This is a genomic window from Bacillus ectoiniformans, assembly GCF_016908875.1.
Lineage (GTDB): Bacteria > Bacillota > Bacilli > Bacillales > Domibacillaceae > Bacillus_BX > Bacillus_BX ectoiniformans.
Genome location: NZ_JAFBES010000006.1, coordinates 142,626 through 160,129 on the forward strand (window position 1 = coordinate 142,626; position 17,504 = coordinate 160,129).

Annotated in this window: 16 protein-coding genes; 6 read left to right on the top strand and 10 right to left on the bottom strand. The window is 40.7% G+C overall.

Annotation, left to right across the window (positions count from 1 at the left end; translation table 11 throughout):
• The first annotated feature begins 1 nt into the window (after window position 1).
• Complete coding sequence (locus JOC78_RS10365; RefSeq protein ID WP_204555176.1) at window positions 2-1,243, top strand: glutamate-5-semialdehyde dehydrogenase; 1,242 nt, start codon at window positions 2-4, stop codon at window positions 1,241-1,243.
• Window positions 1,244-1,325: 82 nt separating this feature from the next.
• Here JOC78_RS10365 and JOC78_RS10370 read toward each other — a convergent pair whose 3' ends face one another.
• The 3 genes from JOC78_RS10370 to JOC78_RS10380 form a co-directional block, all read right to left on the bottom strand.
• The gene (locus JOC78_RS10370; protein WP_204555178.1) at window positions 1,326-1,655 is read right to left on the bottom strand and encodes a hypothetical protein; all 330 of its coding nucleotides are present in this window, start codon (window positions 1,653-1,655) and stop codon (window positions 1,326-1,328) included.
• 202 nt (window positions 1,656-1,857) lie between these two features.
• The gene (locus JOC78_RS10375; protein ID WP_204555184.1) at window positions 1,858-2,352 is read right to left on the bottom strand and encodes a hypothetical protein; all 495 of its coding nucleotides are present in this window, start codon (window positions 2,350-2,352) and stop codon (window positions 1,858-1,860) included.
• 186 nt (window positions 2,353-2,538) lie between these two features.
• Window positions 2,539-3,591: an SDR family oxidoreductase gene (locus tag JOC78_RS10380; RefSeq protein ID WP_204555194.1), complete on the bottom strand. Its 1,053-nt coding sequence runs from the start codon at window positions 3,589-3,591 to the stop codon at window positions 2,539-2,541.
• A 160-nt stretch (window positions 3,592-3,751) separates the two neighbouring features.
• On the opposite strand from JOC78_RS10380, the gene yfkAB reads away from it, so the two are divergent.
• Entirely contained in the window at window positions 3,752-4,849 is a 1,098-nt protein-coding gene (yfkAB, locus tag JOC78_RS10385) for a radical SAM/CxCxxxxC motif protein YfkAB (RefSeq protein ID WP_204555489.1), read from the top strand.
• Between the two features lie 33 nt (window positions 4,850-4,882).
• Here the strand turns inward: yfkAB and JOC78_RS10390 are convergent, their stop codons facing one another.
• The 5 genes from JOC78_RS10390 to ytvI form a co-directional block, all read right to left on the bottom strand.
• On the bottom strand, window positions 4,883-5,764 hold the full coding sequence (locus JOC78_RS10390; RefSeq protein ID WP_204555197.1) for a metal ABC transporter permease: 882 nt from the start codon (window positions 5,762-5,764) through the stop codon (window positions 4,883-4,885).
• Window positions 5,761-7,071: a metal ABC transporter permease gene (locus JOC78_RS10395; RefSeq protein ID WP_204555200.1), complete on the bottom strand. Its 1,311-nt coding sequence runs from the start codon at window positions 7,069-7,071 to the stop codon at window positions 5,761-5,763. The genes JOC78_RS10390 and JOC78_RS10395 overlap by 4 nt, the downstream gene beginning before the upstream one ends.
• Before the next feature lie 5 nt (window positions 7,072-7,076).
• Window positions 7,077-7,829 (bottom strand): metal ABC transporter ATP-binding protein, encoded by a 753-nt coding sequence (locus JOC78_RS10400; RefSeq protein WP_204555203.1) that lies wholly within the window; start codon window positions 7,827-7,829, stop codon window positions 7,077-7,079.
• Window positions 7,830-7,847: 18 nt separating this feature from the next.
• Window positions 7,848-8,768 carry a metal ABC transporter solute-binding protein, Zn/Mn family gene (locus JOC78_RS10405; RefSeq protein ID WP_204555227.1) on the bottom strand — a complete coding sequence of 307 codons (921 nt, stop codon included), beginning with the start codon at window positions 8,766-8,768 and terminating at the stop codon, window positions 7,848-7,850.
• Window positions 8,769-9,033: 265 nt separating this feature from the next.
• A complete protein-coding gene (gene ytvI, locus JOC78_RS10410) occupies window positions 9,034-10,065 on the bottom strand; it encodes a sporulation integral membrane protein YtvI (protein ID WP_204555230.1) in 1,032 nt (343 codons plus the stop codon).
• Between the two features lie 226 nt (window positions 10,066-10,291).
• Here ytvI and msrA point away from each other — a divergent pair, with 226 nt between their 5' ends.
• Window positions 10,292-10,822, top strand: coding sequence for a peptide-methionine (S)-S-oxide reductase MsrA (gene msrA, locus JOC78_RS10415; protein ID WP_204555234.1), 531 nt, complete (start codon window positions 10,292-10,294; stop codon window positions 10,820-10,822).
• Between the two features lie 42 nt (window positions 10,823-10,864).
• Here msrA and JOC78_RS10420 read toward each other — a convergent pair whose 3' ends face one another.
• Window positions 10,865-13,444 carry a PAS domain S-box protein gene (locus tag JOC78_RS10420; protein WP_204555237.1) on the bottom strand — a complete coding sequence of 860 codons (2,580 nt, stop codon included), beginning with the start codon at window positions 13,442-13,444 and terminating at the stop codon, window positions 10,865-10,867.
• Between the two features lie 308 nt (window positions 13,445-13,752).
• Here JOC78_RS10420 and JOC78_RS10425 point away from each other — a divergent pair, with 308 nt between their 5' ends.
• The gene (locus JOC78_RS10425; RefSeq protein WP_204555239.1) at window positions 13,753-15,180 is read left to right on the top strand and encodes an aminotransferase-like domain-containing protein; all 1,428 of its coding nucleotides are present in this window, start codon (window positions 13,753-13,755) and stop codon (window positions 15,178-15,180) included.
• A gap of 27 nt (window positions 15,181-15,207) precedes the next feature.
• Window positions 15,208-16,275, top strand: coding sequence for a DUF3900 domain-containing protein (locus JOC78_RS10430; RefSeq protein ID WP_204555242.1), 1,068 nt, complete (start codon window positions 15,208-15,210; stop codon window positions 16,273-16,275).
• A gap of 157 nt (window positions 16,276-16,432) precedes the next feature.
• On the opposite strand, the gene JOC78_RS10435 is transcribed toward JOC78_RS10430, so the two are convergent.
• Window positions 16,433-16,891 carry a divergent PAP2 family protein gene (locus JOC78_RS10435; protein ID WP_204555244.1) on the bottom strand — a complete coding sequence of 153 codons (459 nt, stop codon included), beginning with the start codon at window positions 16,889-16,891 and terminating at the stop codon, window positions 16,433-16,435.
• A gap of 241 nt (window positions 16,892-17,132) precedes the next feature.
• Here JOC78_RS10435 and JOC78_RS10440 point away from each other — a divergent pair, with 241 nt between their 5' ends.
• Entirely contained in the window at window positions 17,133-17,441 is a 309-nt protein-coding gene (locus tag JOC78_RS10440) for a hypothetical protein (RefSeq protein WP_204555246.1), read from the top strand.
• Window positions 17,442-17,504 lie beyond the last annotated feature (63 nt).

Sequence of the window (17,504 nt, forward strand, 5' to 3'; positions counted from 1 at the left end):
CATGAGTGAGTTATTAACGAAAGCAGCTTTATTAAAGCAGGCTTCATTTGAAATGGCACTATTATCAGAAACGGAGAAAAACGAAGCATTAGCGATGATTGCCGATGCATTAGAAGTAAATACGGATTATCTTATTGAGGAAAACTCAAAAGATATGAAAGCCGGAACAGACGCTGGCTTCAGCCCATCATTGCTTGACCGCCTGCAGTTAACAAAGGATAGAATTAAACAAATGGCAGAAGGTGTGCGCCAGCTGATTGAACTGAAAGACCCTGTTGGTGAAGTAACGGAAGAATGGGAATTGTATAATGGGCTTAAAGCTGAAACGATCCGTGTTCCTCTCGGTGTCATCGGCATGGTGTATGAAGCTCGTCCGAATGTGACAGTAGATGCGGCATCCCTCTGTCTGAAAGCGGGAAATGCCGTCCTTTTAAGAGGCAGTTCATCTGCTGCTCACTCTAACCTGGCATTAGTAAAGATTATGAAAGCAGCGCTTGATTCTTCCCCGGTTCCAACTGATTCCCTGCAGCTTTTAGAAGATACCAGCCGGGAAACTGCTGCTCAAATGTTTAAATTAAATGATTATTTAGACGTGCTGATTCCCCGCGGAGGTGCGGGTTTAATTCAGACAGTAATTGAACAGTCAACGGTTCCTGTTCTCGAAACAGGCGTAGGCAATTGCCACATTTTTATAGACGAATCAGCTGATAAAGACATGGCGATCAATATTGTACTGAATGCTAAAACTCAGCGTCCATCGGTCTGCAATGCAGCAGAAACGGTATTAATCCATTCTAACTGGCCGCATAAGGAAGAATTGATGGCGAAATTAACAGCTGCAGGAGTTGAATTACGAGGCGATGACCATTTGTCCTCTCAATATGACCATATAAACCTAGCAACAGAAGAAGATTGGGCATCTGAATTCTTAGCTCCAATTTTAGCGGTTAAATTAGTGCAAGACGAAAAGGAAGCGATCCGTCATATCAATCGTTACGGTACAAAACATTCTGAAGCGATTGTGTCCGAAACGGACGAACATGTAGATTTATTTTTCCGGAGCATTGATGCGGCCGTCTTATACCATAATGCATCAACGCGCTTTACGGATGGCGAACAGTTCGGCTATGGTGCGGAAATTGGCATCAGCACACAAAAACTTCATGCGAGAGGCCCAATGGGATTAAAGGCCATTACCACTGTTAAATCCCTTGTTAGAGGTACTGGTCAAATCCGCAGTTAACATCGGAATAAACAAAATAAACCAGAGACCCTATTCACGTAATATCGGATCTCTGGTTTATAAGTTTTTGTCATGCTGCCCATTATAAGAAAGCATTCAAAATATAATTGCTTTCTTTCAGCTTTAACCCTTGTTTTTTTAATATCTCCCATAAATATCGATCAATGGAATAGGGACTTTTTAATTGCAGCTGTTTAGAAAGCTCTTTTTCAAGTTCCAGCCAGTAAAGTTCTCCGTTTATGATAAAACTCATATGGATCATTCGCGAATCTTCTTGCCAATCAAACAATAAAATCGGATCATATTCCCAATCGGTAAGCTGCTTTTCCATACAGGTGACCACATGGTAAAAATAACTCTCAGGATCCATCACTTTTGATAAATATCCTCTTAACATGCCTGAAGTGTTCATTATTCGTCCCTCCAATAATAATAGCACCGCCCATAGAACATAAGTCTTTAAACGGCTATTCCTTGTCATTAATTAATTACTATATTCCCCATTTTAAGAAGGCTAATCTACTAAATAATTATTACTAAGAAATTTTCTATTATTCTCTGAAGAGAGAGGGCTACTAAAAAGTGAAAAGAAAAAAAGCCGCCTAAGCAGCTTTTTATTCTTTCAATTCTACAATTGTCTTAGACTCGCCTTCCGTTTGATACACGAACGTTATCTCTTCTCCGCCCTGCATTTCATTAAACTTCTTCATGATCTCACTTTCAGGATCTACTTGAAAAGCTGCAGGCTGACCGTCAACTTCAATTTCAACAGTATGCGGATCGGCAACACCATTGAAAATACCCGTTGCTTCTTCACCCTGTTCCTGATTGATTTCTTCTTTCACTTCTGTGCCTAAGGCTTCAGCATTTTCTTTTGTCTCCTCAGCTGCCTGTTTTGACTCTTCTTTCACTTCTTCAGTCGCTTGTTCTAAATCAGCTTCCGCTTCATTCATGGTCTCTTCCGTCTGTGCTTCTTCAGTTGTTTCATTTTCGTTTACCGTTTCTTCTGCTGGCTTTTCTTCTTTCGTTTCTGGCTCAGTGTCTGAACAGCCTGCAAGCACTCCTCCTGCAAGCAAGGCAGCACCCATCATCATTGTCATTTTCTTCATAATCATTTCCCTCCTGTTTCTGATATTTCTGCCTACATTGTAACATAATCGGAATTATTTTCTATTAATAAGCACAAACTGCATTAAATTTGGGTTTTATGACGGATGCGGGAAAGGTCTAATTGCCTAAAAACTCCTTCTTCTGACATTTAAAAAGATGACGCTAAGTCAGCGTCATCTTGAGATTTATTTACCTTCAAAAAATACTTCCATCATCCGTTTAAACTCATTTTCTCCTAGCTTTAAAGGTGGAATACCGGCTTTTTCAAGAAACGCTTGAGTATGACGGTCATCAAAATCTATCGAGCGGGACAAGTAAGAATGGAATACTTTCATTGGTTCGTTTAATGTTTGTTCTATTTTCGTTAATTCACCGCTGTAATCAATCGGCACGAGCGCAAGTTCATTCAGGCCGCTTGTCTCTTTAATCAATTTAAATATCTCTCCATTATTAGGCGGGTTGCTGTTAGTAATATGATAGATTCTGTCTTTTTCTGCATAGCGAGGCGCCGCTGCCAGCACATCGACCACGTAATTGACAGGAACGAAATTTGTATGGCTTTCCATCCCTCCAAGCAGCTTCACTTGGCTGATTCCGTTTAGTCTGCCTCTGTCGGCCATTTTTTTAATTAGTCCGACGGCTTTTAATAAGCCATATAAAGCAAATACCGTTTCTGCTTCTCCCGTTTCAGAATCGCCAACAATAATTGCCGGGCGGAAGATGCTGATATCAAGATTCTCCCTTTCTGCAAAGACGATATGTTCGGCGTGGCATTTACTTTCTTCATAATAGTTAACGAATGAACGGCTGCAGGAATGCAGTTCTTCATAAGCAAACGTCTCGAGTCCTAATGTATAAGCTGTACTTACATGAAAGAACTTTTTCACATTCAGTTCTTTAGCAAACTCCAGCACACGCTTGGTTCCTTCTACATTCGCCTCAAAGGTTTGCTCGCGGTCTTCCTCTTTAAAAGATAAATACGCGGCTGCATGATAGATAATATCTATTTGACCGAAAAGAGCGCTTCTCATTTCTTTTGATATGCCTAATTGGGGCTTCTCTATATTACCTATTAACGGATGTACATTCCGCTGTTCTTTTTCGGACAATTCATTAATAAAATGGCTGATTTTCTCTTCGCTTCGTACAAGCGGATATATTTCATGGCCATTTTCAAGCAAGGCTAACATTAATTTTTTTCCGACAAAACCTGTCGATCCTGTAATTATAATTTTCATTTGCTGCTCCTTTTTTTATGCTCAATAGCCTTATTATAAACGAATCAAACGGCGGTTGAAAATGAAGATTGCAGCTTTCTGCATTTTTTATATATTTCAGCCTATAGAAACGATATAATAATAAATTGTCAGATGAAATGAGGTGCTTTATTTGAAAAAAATGATTCATCCTGCGTTCGATCCATGGGAAGCGTATATGGATGTTAATGAGCATGGCCGCATGCTTTTATCTAATGTTGAATTTACTACGACAACTCTTTGCAATATGCGATGCGAGCACTGTGCAGTCGGCTACACGTTACAGACTAGAGACCCAGAGGCTTTGCCTTTTTCTTTAATCCAGCAGCGTTTGGAAGAAATTCCGCATCTGCGTGCTTTAAGCATCACGGGCGGAGAGCCGATGCTGTCTAAACGATCTGTGAAAAATTATGTACTTCCTCTCTTGAAATATGCACATGAAAGAGGAATCTATACGCAAATCAATTCTAATTTAACGCTCGACCTCGCGCGATATGAAGAGATTGCTCCTTATCTGGATGTTCTCCATATTTCTCATAACTGGGGCACATTAGAAGAGTTTACCGAGGTTGGATTTGCCAATATGGAACGAAAACCGTCACTTTCTCAGCGTGAAGCTTATTTTGATAAGATGATTGCCAACAGTAAGGCATTATCAGAAATGGGCGTACTTGTGTCCGCTGAAACGATGCTGAATAAACGCACGCTTCCTTATTTAGAATCTATCCACCGGCAAGTGGTAGAAGAAATGAAGTGTTTTCGACATGAAATTCACCCTATGTACCCAAGCGATTTCGCTAATGCACTAGAATCATTGACTCTCTCCGAAATGAGAGAAAGCATACATCAGTTGCTTGATAAAAGAGACCAAGATACCTGGATGCTGTTTGGCACGCTGCCTTTTTATTCTTGCAGCCCTTCTCAGGAAGATATCGGCTTATTAAAAAAGCTGTCTGCCGAGAAAAATGTAACCGTTCGGAATGATCCTGACGGACGCTCCCGTCTGAACGTCAATATTTTCAGCGGAGATATCATCGTTACAGACTTTGGAGACGCACCAGGCCTCGGCAATATTCAAACAAACACGCTGCAGAATGCCTATGAAACGTGGAATCAATCCAAACTCGCTTCTGAGCTAAACTGCCACTGTTCGAATGTGCAATGCTTAGGACCAAATATTTTAGTTAAGAACGCTTATTATCCAAACACTGACTTTATGAAACAGAAAGCTTTTGCTTAAGAAAACAAGCCAGCATATTTGCCGGCTTGTTTTCTAATTTTCTGCTGAATATTTTCTTCTCACCATTTTTTTAGCAATAAGGCCATGTGTCGGCGATAAGAAGAAGACGAGTGTAAAGATGACACCCGCTGCTGTTGACATCGAGCCCGCAATCGATACATTAAACCAAACTGCTGCGTAATAGCCAATAATGGCAGACATCACTCCAACCACTCCACTTAAAACTAACATGACACTTAATTTTTCTGTTAATAAATAAGCGGTCGCTCCCGGTACAATTAACATCGCTACAACTAATATCGCCCCCACACTGTCAAACGAAGCGACAGTTGACAGAGAAACCATCCCCATTAACAGATAATGGATAAACAGCACAGGCAAGCCGATCGCAGCTGCCATTGCAGGATCGAAAGAACTAATTTTCAGCTCTTTATAAAACAAGATGATAATTAATAGGTTCATACATAGAACGAATCCAAGCATCCAAACCGCTTTTGGCACGCCTTCTACACCAAACAGCGGCACAGTATCCCATGGTACAAACGTGATTTCACCCATTAACGCATGATCGACATCCAAATGGATATTTCCAGCAAATAATGAAATGAGCAATACACCAATGGCAAACAACGAGGTAAACACGACCCCTATAGAAGCATCAGACTGCACCCCGCCTGTATCAAGCAGCTGAACGAGAAAAGCGGTTAAAAGACCGACAGCTGCCGCTCCAACCAGCATAAAGATTCCATCTAGGCTATGGCTGATTAAAAAAGCGCCGACAATGCCTAACAAAACTGTATGACTGATCGCATCAGCGAGCATCGTCATTTTTCTTAAGATTAAAAAACAGCCGGTGATTCCGCAGGTTAGACCCACTAAGGAACCCGTTAGAATAATCCATGCCTCATAACTCATCGATTCGTCCCCCCAGCTGTTTCAGTCTGCTTCGTCCAGGCAAGTTCCGGACGAGATAAAAGAAATGGCGTTCTCCCTTGTTCTTCAAGCAGACTTTTGAGTTCCTGTTTGACACTTTCAGGCCAATCTTCTATGTCAGCACGCTGATTATAACTGATGCCGTGGCCGCTGAATTTTGTTTCATTCATTAAAAATACTTCCATGAGCCGATGATTATAAACGATTCTGTGAGCTTCCTTAAGCCCTTTATTTGTCAATTTCCACTCGTTATTTCCGGATGAATGCACCATCCCTTCTTGCTTCATCTTTCCCAAAACAGCTGCTAAGTGCTTCGGTGAGATGGAACGTCTAGCGGAAATTTCTTGAATGGAAAAAAACTTACCTGAATCATCTTTATAGTGATCTTCTGAAAGATTATATAGTGTAACAAATAGCTGCTCACGTGCTGTCACATCGCGCAGCTGGTAATGACGCCATGCCTTCATAAGCAAGCCCCGTTTAGGTGCAAACAAAAGGGAAATAATAAACATTCCCGTTGCTGCCAAGACAATCAGCGGCCCGGTTGGCAAGCCGTTCGCATACGTGCTGGCCATGGAACCGGCGGCACCTGAAATGGCACCTATCATTCCAGAAATAACCACCATGTGATCGAGTCGCTCCGTCCAATACCTAGCAGAAATGGCCGGCGTAATCAGCATGGCTGCCATTAATACGACACCAACCATTTGAATGCCAATGACTACTGCGAATGTAATCATGGTCATAAGTAATAGATTCAGTGTTTTAGATGGCAAGCCAAGACCTTGAGCGAATGCTGGATCAAAGGTCAATAGCTTCAATTCTTTAAACAGCAAGAAAGTAATCGTCAATAAAACGATGGCCGCGATCATAATCAGTTTGACGTCCTCACCGACCATGGAAGCTGCTTGCCCGAAAATAAAATCATTCAGCCCGCTTTTGTTTCCGGATGAACTTTGCGACACCTTTGTCAGCAGCACAATACCAAACCCAAAGAAGACAGAAAGCACTAACCCTATGGATGTGTCTTCTTTAATTCGAGAGTGTTTCGTAATGGCTTGAATACAATAGGTAGCCAACAATCCTGAAACAGCGGCGCTAATTAAAAATAGCGGCAGCGATTTTTCACCCGTTACTAAAAAGGCTAGACAGATCCCCGGCAAGGTGGCATGAGCCATCGCATCCCCTATCAAACTTTGTTTTCTAAGAAGTGCAAAGCTTCCAAGCACACCGCTCGCAAGTCCGAGCAAGAGAGAACCTGTTAATACCCACTGTATCGTCGCATCCATTGCACTCACCTCCCGATGTCGGCAGCTGTCGCTTTATTCTCTAGAAAGGCAAGACGGCCGCCGTAGGTTTTTTGCAGATTTTCTATGTTGAACACGTCTTCCGCCGGGCCCGAAGCTACAATTCTTAAGTTTAGCAGCAGCACCCAGTCGAAATATTCTTTTACAGTCTGAAGGTCATGATGGACGACTAGCACCGTCTTCCCCTGCCTTTTCAATTCATTCAGCAAAGAAATAATCGCTTTTTCTGTTGCCGCATCCACTCCAACGAATGGTTCATCCATAAAGTACACTGTGGCATCCTGAGCAAGTGCCCGCGCTAAGAATACCCGCTGCTGCTGACCGCCTGAAAGCTGGCTGATTTGCCGGTCGGCATAATCTTTCATGCCGACCTTCTCCAAACAATCCATCGCGTACTGAATATCTTCTTTTTTCGGACGCTTTAACCACCCGATATGTCCATACCTTCCCATTAACACAACATCAAGCGCATTCGTAGGGAAATCCCAGTCAACCGAACCTCGCTGCGGAACATAACCGATGAGCTTCCTTTGTGCTTTATAGGACTTTCCATAAATACTCACGTCACCAGAAGCAGTTGGAATCAAGCCTAGAATGGCTTTAATCAGCGTTGACTTGCCTGCTCCATTCGGTCCGATAATTCCCATTAGCTTTCCTTCTGGAACAGTAAAGCTTATATCTTGCAAAACAGGCTTCTTCTGATAGGCAACAGTTAAATTATTTACTTCTAACGGTTTCATAAAGCGCCCTCCCATTGTTTATTTTAAAGCGTTCACGATGGTATCAATATTGTGTTTAAACATTCCTTCATATGTGCCAGTCTCTGTGCCTTCTTCACCCATTGCATCTGAATACAGTTCTCCGCCCACTTTCACTTCATGTCCTCGATTCTCTGACCCCTGAACGACAGCGTTGATGGAACGGTCAGAAATGCTGCTTTCAATAAAGATCGCTTTAATATTACGATCGGCGAGAGTTTTCACTAATGACTGAACATCTTTCACTCCATATTCTGAATCGGTGCTTAACCCTTGCAGACCCATTACTTCTAATCCATAAGCGTCTCCGAAATAGCCAAACGCATCATGTGCCGTCACAAGTACCCGACTCTCTTTTGGAATCTGAGCCATTTGCTTTTTACCGTATTCATCTAGCTTCTTGAGTCTTTCAATATATTGCTGGCTGTTTGCTTTAAATTCTTCTTTATGAGCAGGGTCAGCTGTTGCCAAGCCCTCTTCGACCTTTTCAACCGCATAAATCCATAAACTAATATCAAACCAGACGTGTGGGTCATGAAGCTTGTCACCGCTTTTCTTCAATTTCTCTTTTGGAATACTTTCAGCGACTGCATACGTTGGTTTTTGTTCATTGACCTTTTTAAAAATTTCATTCATTTTACCTTCAAGGTGCAGCCCGTTATAAAAAATCACATCTGCTTCCGTTAATTTTTTAATATCTCCTTGAGCTGCCTGGTAAAGATGCGGATCGGTGCCCGGCCCCATTAAGGCTTCCACCTTTACATGCTCTCCCCCCACATTTTTCACAATATCGGCGATTTGAGCGATCGTCGTGGCAACAACAAGCTGTTCCTCCTTTTTCTTGTTATCTTCTGATGATGTACATCCTGCCAATCCAGTTGCTAAAATAACTGCTAAAAAAATTGTAATCATTCTTTTCATCGAAACATCCTCCTTTTTAACCTGCAGCCAATAAGTTTCCTAAGACCAACTTTTAGTCTAAAAATTTTTAAGACTGATTGTAATGTTAATATATGCAATGAGTTAGAATAGTTGAAAACTTTCTGCTTGCTATAAAAGTTTCCCTTACACAAAAAATAAAGCAGACCGCCACTTGTGTCAAGTATTTAAAAAGAAATAAGAAAAACGCCTCTAAAATTTAAACTGTGTCTAAATTTTAGAGGCGTTGTTTTCTTTAATTGAAAGATTAGATCTTCCATTTGCTTTTTATAATACCGGCTTCTCTTAACGTATCGTACACAATAACCACTGCTGGTCCTAGGAAAAAACCGATAAAGCCTAATAGCTTAAACCCTATAAATAAGCTGACCAATGCCGCAAGCGGCGAGATTCCCATATTCGTTGAGAATACTTTAGGCTCCAAGATTCGGCGCACGACGGTAATAATAATGAATAAGACGATCAGTCCAAATCCGAGAAATTGATTCCCTTGAAAGAAACTCACAACCGCCCAAGGAACTAAAATGGAGCCTGTTCCTAAGATCGGCAGAATATCAACAAATACGATAACAATAGATAATAGGACGGCATAAGGCACATTAAGAATTAATAACCCGACAAAAGCCATTAAGAAAGTGACGATGCTTAAGAAAATTTGCGCCTTGATAAATCCAACTCCAGCTTTGTTTAATTGACCGGTTATTAAATACAGCTTTTCTTTCGTTGACTCTTTTAAGTGCCGTTCCGCCTTATATTTCAGCCTTGAAAGTTCGAGACTGAATAAAAATACAGCAATAGAGTATACGAGAAACTCAATCAGGAACACAGGAATAGATGTTGCTAAGCCGAACAGTCCTTCTAAAAGGGACTGAAACATATTCGTTACAGATTGCAATGTGTTTTCTAAGGTTTGCTCAAAAGATTTGACAACATCTGGCGGCAAAGTTTTAAAATACTGTTCGAATGTTTTCACGAAATGCTTCAGAAAAGATTCATAAAAGTCGTTGGCAAATGAAGGTCCTTTCTCAGCTAATGTGACAATCTGATTGATGACTAAATTGACAAAAAACCAGATCAATAAGGCAATAAATAATAAATAGAGCAAAAATGTAACTAATACTGCTCTAAACCGAACCCATTTAAACCTTACCATAAACCATTTCACAGCATTTTCTAGCATAATAGCTGTGAGCAAGGCAAAAACAATTGGCAAGGTATATGGGATCGTATAGATAGCTGCGATTAAAACCGCGGCCACAAGAATCCATTTCTTAATCATTATTTTCCCATGCTCCTCGTAAATTACTATCTGTTCTTATTTATAATAATAAACTAAATTTTTCATAATAGACAAATTTTTATGATCATATAAGAAAGTTTTTTTCAGAAAATAATATTCCTTTTCTAATTATCCAAAAGGATGGTAAGATTAGATAAAAACTTTTTGAAGAAAAGCAATTGCTGTACATACTTGGTAAATATCAAACGAAAGAGGTGTGTATATAATGAAACAAAATACAGAAAAAGCAACATTTGCTGGCGGATGTTTCTGGTGTATGGTCAAACCCTTCGATCAATGGGAAGGCATTGAAAAAGTAATGTCAGGATATACGGGCGGCCATGTGGAAAATCCCACCTATGAAATGGTTAAATCAGGTCATTCCGGCCATTTAGAAGCTGTTGAAATAACTTATGTGCCCGAGCTTTTTTCCTATAAAGAATTATTAGAAATATATTGGCAGCAAATTGATCCTACTGATGATGAAGGCCAGTTTCAGGATCGTGGCAGTTCTTATAAAACAGCCATCTTCTATCACAGCCCAGAACAAAAAAAGCTCGCAGAAGAATCTAAACAGCGGCTGGCAGAGAGCGGGAAATTCAACAAGCCGATTGTGACGAAAATATTGCCAGCTTCAGCCTTTTACCCAGCAGAAGAAAAACATCAAGATTTCTACAAAAAGAATCCTGATGCCTATATGGCAGACCGCAATCAATCAGGCCGTGACCAGTTTATTGCCAAACACTGGCAGTCATAAGAAAAAATACCCCGGACGATCCAAGCTCCAGGGTATTTTTTCTTATGAACGGATTTTCGAACAGCAATTCACTTGGTTTTTACCCGACGTTTTCGATGCATACAGCGCTCTGTCTGCCCGTTCAAATAGATCTTCGCCTGTATCATTTGAGTCAGGAACGCATGTAGCCACCCCGATACTTACCGTCACGAACTGATTAACTGAAGAACCTTTATGCGGAATGTTTAAATGCTGAATGTTCATTCTTAATTCTTCCGCAGCCTGATAGGCCTCTGCCTCAGTTGCCCCAGGCAGGATCCAGGCGAATTCTTCTCCTCCATACCTAGCGGCTGTGTGTGCCGGTGACTTGACTAATGCGGATAAGACTTGCGCAATCTTTTTTAAGCATTGATCTCCCTGATGATGCCCGTAACTGTCATTGAACTGTTTAAAGTGATCAATATCAAATAAGATTAAACTGATTGGTGTCTGATTAACTAGTGCTTGATTCCATGATTCTGCGAGCTTAAGATCATATGAGCGCCGGTTATTAATACCCGTTAAACCATCAGACATGGATATGTTGTGCAGCATTTTATTCGCTTGTTTCAGCTGTTCCTCCGCCTTTTTTTGCAGGGTGATATCCCTGATTACACCAAGGACAGCTACCTCCCCGTTATAGTCAATAATCGACGTGTTCACTTCTGTTAAAATGACGCTGCCATCATTCTTTATAAATCGGTATTGGTTCGTGCTAATGGTTCCTTGAGATCCTTCGAAATTTCTTAAAAGCTGATGAGCCGCTTTGATTTTATCTTTTTCATGAATATAATCAAAAGCAGATTTCCCGAGAATTTCTTCTGTATTCATCACTCCAATAAATTCTGCTGCACGTTCATTAACAAAAACAATATGCTTCCGGTTATGCACGAAAACGACTTCTGGATAAAGCTCAATTAATTTACGATATCTCTCTTCGCTCGCCATCAATTCTTTTTCAGCCTGTTTTTGTTCAGTAATATCTTGAGCCACTCCAACCGCTCCTGCGAAACTTCCATTAGCCATAATAGGAGCAGTCATCACGCTTAATTCAACGATGGCTCCCGACTGATGGATAAAGCCAACTTCAAATGAAACCGCCTCTCCTTTTTTCAATTCGCTAGATAGCTCTTTCATTTTCACTAAATCACTTTTTTGAATAAACGTAGTATACTGTAAACCAATGAGCTGATCTGGTCTATACCCCACTATTATTCCTGTTCGTTCATTGACATCCGTAATTAAACCTTGTTTATCAAATGAAAAACTGATCCCTTGATTATGGTTAAAAAGAGTTCTGTATTTCATTTCATTCTCTTCAAGTTTTTCTTCGAGCTGTTTTTGTTCTGTGATATCTCGAAATACAGAGGTATATTGCACTGGCTGATTTTCTTCATTATAAACGGTGCAGATTTGTGTTTTTTGAATAAACAGCCTTCCGTCTTTGCGACGGTTGCATATTTCGCCTTCCCATACCTGATTGCTTTGGATATGATCCCATAACCTTTTATGAAACTCAGGTTCATGCTGATCCGACCTTAACAATTCAACTGAGCGTCCCAACACCTCTTGCTCGCGGTATCCTGTAATCTGTTCAAACATCGGGTTAACATATTCAATATTTCCATTAAGATCCGTGACAAGCACACCATCGCGCATATGATCCACGACACTTTTTGCACGCCTTAATTCTCTTTTTCTCCTATTTGAATCAGTGACATCGGTAAACGCAGCAAGGATCGCTGTTTCCTTATTCAATATAATCTTAGTCGCTCTGACTTTGACATCAATGACAGCTCCGCTTTTGTGAATATACTGGCTGTTTCTAATGTAGTATTCAGAGCTGTCCATGATTTCTAAGACTTTTTGATCAATAATTGAATCAGCATCTGTGGCTAAATCATACAAAGAAATCCTTCTCATTTCTTCTTCACTGTATCCGAAGATCTGGCAGAACCTTTCGCTCGCTTCAAGGAATTGTTTTGTTTCGGGATGAAAGGCACAGATCCCTTCCGTAGACTGCTTGACCATGGAACGGTATTTTAATTCGCTGTTTTTTAAATCCTTTTGCAATTGCTGGCTCTTTTTTAATTCTCGCCTTAAGCTGCGGCTTATTCTATTATTAGTCTTCATTTCAGTTAGCACGATCACTGCAAAGATTAAGCTGTAAATCATGAAAAATAGCAGATCAGCTGATTCATAGGCAGTAAAATAAAGCTCTCCCTGTTTGATAAAGAAGAACGAAAAGATCATCGCACTGCCTGACAGCGCCAATAATGTATTTTTCCACTCGCGATAGACTAAACTAAAAACGACCGGCATTGGAAGAGCGAATAAATTCACAAATTCAGGCGAAAAGAAATTAATCAAGGAAATAGCCATCAAGGAGAAAAGCGTAATCGCATACATGGTAAACGATTCTGACTTCTTCAAAATGATCAGCATGGTAATAATCAAAATGAGCGGAAAGGAAAGAAAAAATATGAATAGGGTGTCAGGTCCTCCCCATATATACCCATTGATGATAGAGACCGTAAATAATAGCACCCATAAGATCTTTACCATAAATATATTGCCTGAACGTATGGAGTTTTTTTCTATCATGGTCTCCTCTCTCCTTATAATCTTTTTCAGTTCATTCTATTTTACTATAAAAATAACAATAGATACTATTTATTTCCTTTTATTTATGCAGATTACTTGATATTATTTTTACTGCTTCCGCATCCTCTCCTTCAACGTTAAAAACCTTCCTTTATTTAGCAACTATCATCCGCTGCCTTCTTTAAATGAAAGATTTCGTATTTTAAATGATCTCATCTTCGTTATCGTTTATAATAGAAAGACCATTTAGGCAAACGCCGACCGGAATAGAAATTACTACTAAGCATGAAGTGCAGGGTGATTATTAAATGCCAAAAGAACATCATCAATCGAAAAGCGAAAAAGTGATCCATTACATAAAAAATAAAATTTCAGAGGGAGAATGGCCGATTGGACATAAGATTGCGAGCCAAAGGAAGCTTGCCGAAGAATTAGGCGTGAATCGGAGCACAGTCGTCGCAGCCCTTGAGCAGCTGAAGGAGGATGGGCTTTTAAAAGGAGTCATGGGTAAAGGAACGATTGTTATTAATAATACATGGACGTTGCTTGCTGCCATGCCGCAGCCGGAAACAAACGAAAAGCCCAAACCTTCCTTGCTTAAACTGAACCAATCAGACGAAGCAGAAGCATTCGAACCGGACACAGCGGAAGACTTCATTCAATTAAGCAAGGGCGAACTCGCTGAAGATATCTTTCCTGTTGATAATATGCAGCAAGTTATGATGAGGCTCGCTGGCAGCTTAGGCGCCTTCGGCTATGAAGAACCTAAAGGGTACTTGCCTCTAAGAGAAGCGATTAGCGCGTATATGAAACGGCAAGGAAAAGAAGTGTCCGCTGAATCAATTCTGATTGTTTCTGGCGCTTTGCAAGGCATCCAGCTTATTTCGGCAGGCTTATTGACCAGAGGCTCTTCTCTTCTCTTGGAAAAGCCCTCTTACCTATTTTCCATGCACGTATTTCAATCTGCTGGGATGACGCTCAAAGGCTTGCCGATGGATGAAGATGGGCTGATCCCGTCAAGCATCCCTAAACATATTGATCCTTCTGTTCCTGCTATTGTTTATACAATCCCTAGTTTTCATAACCCAACTGGCGTGCTGATGACTGAAAAACGGCGAAAAGAATTGCTTGATTTGTGTGCGAGTATGAGACTCCCTATCATTGAAGACGATATTTACAGGGAATTGTGGATAGATGCTCCCCCTCCTCCGCCTCTTGCCTCTTTAGACGAAAATGGAGATGTCTTATATGTTGGAAGCTTATCTAAAACATTGAGTCCCGGACTTAGAATTGGATGGATTGCAGGAGCAGAACCAGTCATCGAGCGGCTAGCAGAAATAAAGAGGCAAACAGATTACGGATCAAGCTCGTTATCGCAGCGGGTGGCTGCAGAATGGATGGCAAGCGGACTTTACGAGGAACATTTATCTTTTGTTAGGCAGCAGCTTAAAAAGAGACGAACGGCGGCAATTAGCATGCTTCAAACTCATTTAGGGGATCTCGCAGAATGGGATATTCCTTCAGGAGGTTTTTTAATATGGCTCAGATTAAAAGCGAATCGAAGAGTAAAAGATATTCACGCCAAAGCTTATCATGCAGGAATTCTCCTTAATCCCGGAAGCATCTATACGAATGAAGCGGTGCAAGCGATTCGATTATCATACGGCTATGCTTCGATGGAGGACTTTGAAACAGGCATCAAGAAATTAAAACAGATTATTTTAGACAGTCTTTAAAGCTGCTCTTATATAGAAGGTGATGGAATGGATTTTAAAATACATTATCTTTCATTTTTTGTGATTCATGTGGATGGCAAAGGCGAAGAAGCCTATAAGCGCGCCAAACATTATCAAACCATGAAAGAGGAAGAATACGAAGAAAGTCCGCTAAAAGATTTCCTGGATGGAGAGTTTGCCAAGATCGCGAAAAGGAAAGCAGACCGCCATCCACGGGCCGAGCAAGTCCCAACAAAGATCGGCTATTTCACAGCTGAACCCGGGCACGATTTAACATCTAACCCAAACTATAACTTGTTCGCGAAAGCTCGGCAGGCGTATACTGTGCTGGAGTTTCAGGAGGCAAGTGAACAATTCGCCTCCCTTTATTCCGAAACGAGTGCTGTTCGGGGCGGCGTGTTTATTGTGGCGAAAGCTCAGCCAAGAAAATACTTTGATGATTCATTTGTCTTTTTGCTGAAGTGTGATTTCGAACCGAAAGTTGCTTCTCTTTCAGATGACAACTCGCTCATTCGCCATGTAGAAATGGCCATTACAACGAAAAACATGAAATCGATTCAATACCCTCATATGCCTGAAGAAGGAATGGTCGAAGACTCTGAATTAAAAATTCACCAGGCTTCCCACGCCCGCTATTTCGAAGATTTCTTAAAGTATGTCGGGTACGAGCCGTCAATGCCGGAAGTTGTGAAAACACAAGTCATGGATATGGTAAGAGAACATGTCAGCGAGGCGTATGAAGCAGAAAGTTTAGAGATCGAAGAATTTGAGACAGAGATTGAACAGTGGGCAGCCAGTGATAAACGAGAACTTCAGGAACGGCTTGAAACTCATCAAGTCATGGAAGCCGCTGCTCATATTGTGGAGCATACACCAGATGCGGATTTTAAAATGAAGCTTGGAGAAACACAGATTAAAGGGCTGCTTGCTGATTTCGGGGAAAACATTCACTTAGCAAAAGTGAATGGACGATATGTAGCGGTGGTCGAAGCTGAATCTATTCTGTTTGAAAAAGGCGCTTCACCTGTGGAATTTCATAAGCCGGATGATCTGCATGCTTTAATAGAGAAGATTAGCAATAAGAGATATGAGTGATGAAATAAAAGAACTTTATATAAAAACCCAAGGATCATTGCACAAACGCGCAGTGATCCTTGGGTTTTTAGTTTACGCTAAAGTATGACCAGCGTTTTCACCGCAGAATGCCCGGCATGAGACGAAAATAAACCATGAAGATAGCTGCAATAAAAGGCTACCGCTTGGATAAATAATACCCTGCTGCTCCTAATAATGTTCCAAGTATAGCGCCTCCGAGTACTTCAGCCGGTTTATGGCCGAGAACTTCTTTGAGAGGATCAGGAGATTTTTCTTCAAATTGAATGGGATCATCTTCATGAATCTTATCAATTAATTCATCTAAATCGTTTACTTTTAATGTGAGTTCTCCCGTTTGCCTGCGAATTCCTTGGGCATCATACATGACAATCAAGCCAAAGACCACTGAAAGAGCAAAGTCAATGGTCGAGACGCCCCTCTTCATAGCTACATACGTAGCTAAAGAGGATACCCCTGCCGAGTGGGAGCTCGGCATTCCTCCCGTTGCCAACAATAAATCTGGCTTCCATTCTCCTGCATTTCTATAGTGTAAAGGAATCTTTAAAGCCTGAGCGATTCCGATACTTGATAATGAAATAATTAATCCACTATTCAAATGACTCACCTCCACATTATTTTGAAAAAAAGGGGCGGTTTTTATACTTTCGAAGCATAATTAATATACTGAAGATAAATACTCCACCTTTTCTAGCTTAGTACGTTAATTCACTTTTTTCAGGGAAATTAAACAAGAAAATGCAATGTTTAACGCTAAATTTCTCATGTGACTATACAGGACTTTTCCTTTGAAATAAGGGTAATAAGATACACATGAAGCAAATGGAGGAGGAATTATTATGGGAGAAGTAATCGTACTTATTCAAAAAGATTCAGAAGCTGACACTTCTTGGACAAACTTCTTTGTATCAGTGGCATCTGACCATGAATCAGCATTAAGAAACGCCATTCAAAAGTATTTAGCAGATGAAAAAGGCACTTATGAAACATTTAGCTGGAATGATGCCATCGAGAAAGTGCCGGAACATATATGGGAGGATCACGGACTGCGTCTCGTACATGATGGTGATTTTCTGAATGAATCGGCCGCTGAAGTTACAGTAGATGCCAACGAGTCATTACTGAATGGAACTGAGATGAATAATTAATTTTGTTCTTTCCTTGCAATCCGTCACCATGTCTGATATATTAAAGAAAGATTATTTTTGTTC

Coding starts and splice junctions, on each gene's coding strand:
- JOC78_RS10365 (WP_204555176.1), top strand. CDS start 2: ATGAGTGAGTTATTAACGAAAGCAGCTTTATTAAAGCAGGCTTCATTT.
- JOC78_RS10370 (WP_204555178.1), bottom strand. CDS start 1,655: ATGAACACTTCAGGCATGTTAAGAGGATATTTATCAAAAGTGATGGAT.
- JOC78_RS10375 (WP_204555184.1), bottom strand. CDS start 2,352: ATGAAGAAAATGACAATGATGATGGGTGCTGCCTTGCTTGCAGGAGGA.
- JOC78_RS10380 (WP_204555194.1), bottom strand. CDS start 3,591: ATGAAAATTATAATTACAGGATCGACAGGTTTTGTCGGAAAAAAATTA.
- yfkAB (WP_204555489.1), top strand. CDS start 3,752: ATGATTCATCCTGCGTTCGATCCATGGGAAGCGTATATGGATGTTAAT.
- JOC78_RS10390 (WP_204555197.1), bottom strand. CDS start 5,764: ATGAGTTATGAGGCATGGATTATTCTAACGGGTTCCTTAGTGGGTCTA.
- JOC78_RS10395 (WP_204555200.1), bottom strand. CDS start 7,071: ATGGATGCGACGATACAGTGGGTATTAACAGGTTCTCTCTTGCTCGGA.
- JOC78_RS10400 (WP_204555203.1), bottom strand. CDS start 7,829: ATGAAACCGTTAGAAGTAAATAATTTAACTGTTGCCTATCAGAAGAAG.
- JOC78_RS10405 (WP_204555227.1), bottom strand. CDS start 8,768: ATGAAAAGAATGATTACAATTTTTTTAGCAGTTATTTTAGCAACTGGA.
- ytvI (WP_204555230.1), bottom strand. CDS start 10,065: ATGATTAAGAAATGGATTCTTGTGGCCGCGGTTTTAATCGCAGCTATC.
- msrA (WP_204555234.1), top strand. CDS start 10,292: ATGAAACAAAATACAGAAAAAGCAACATTTGCTGGCGGATGTTTCTGG.
- JOC78_RS10420 (WP_204555237.1), bottom strand. CDS start 13,444: ATGATAGAAAAAAACTCCATACGTTCAGGCAATATATTTATGGTAAAG.
- JOC78_RS10425 (WP_204555239.1), top strand. CDS start 13,753: ATGCCAAAAGAACATCATCAATCGAAAAGCGAAAAAGTGATCCATTAC.
- JOC78_RS10430 (WP_204555242.1), top strand. CDS start 15,208: ATGGATTTTAAAATACATTATCTTTCATTTTTTGTGATTCATGTGGAT.
- JOC78_RS10440 (WP_204555246.1), top strand. CDS start 17,133: ATGGGAGAAGTAATCGTACTTATTCAAAAAGATTCAGAAGCTGACACT.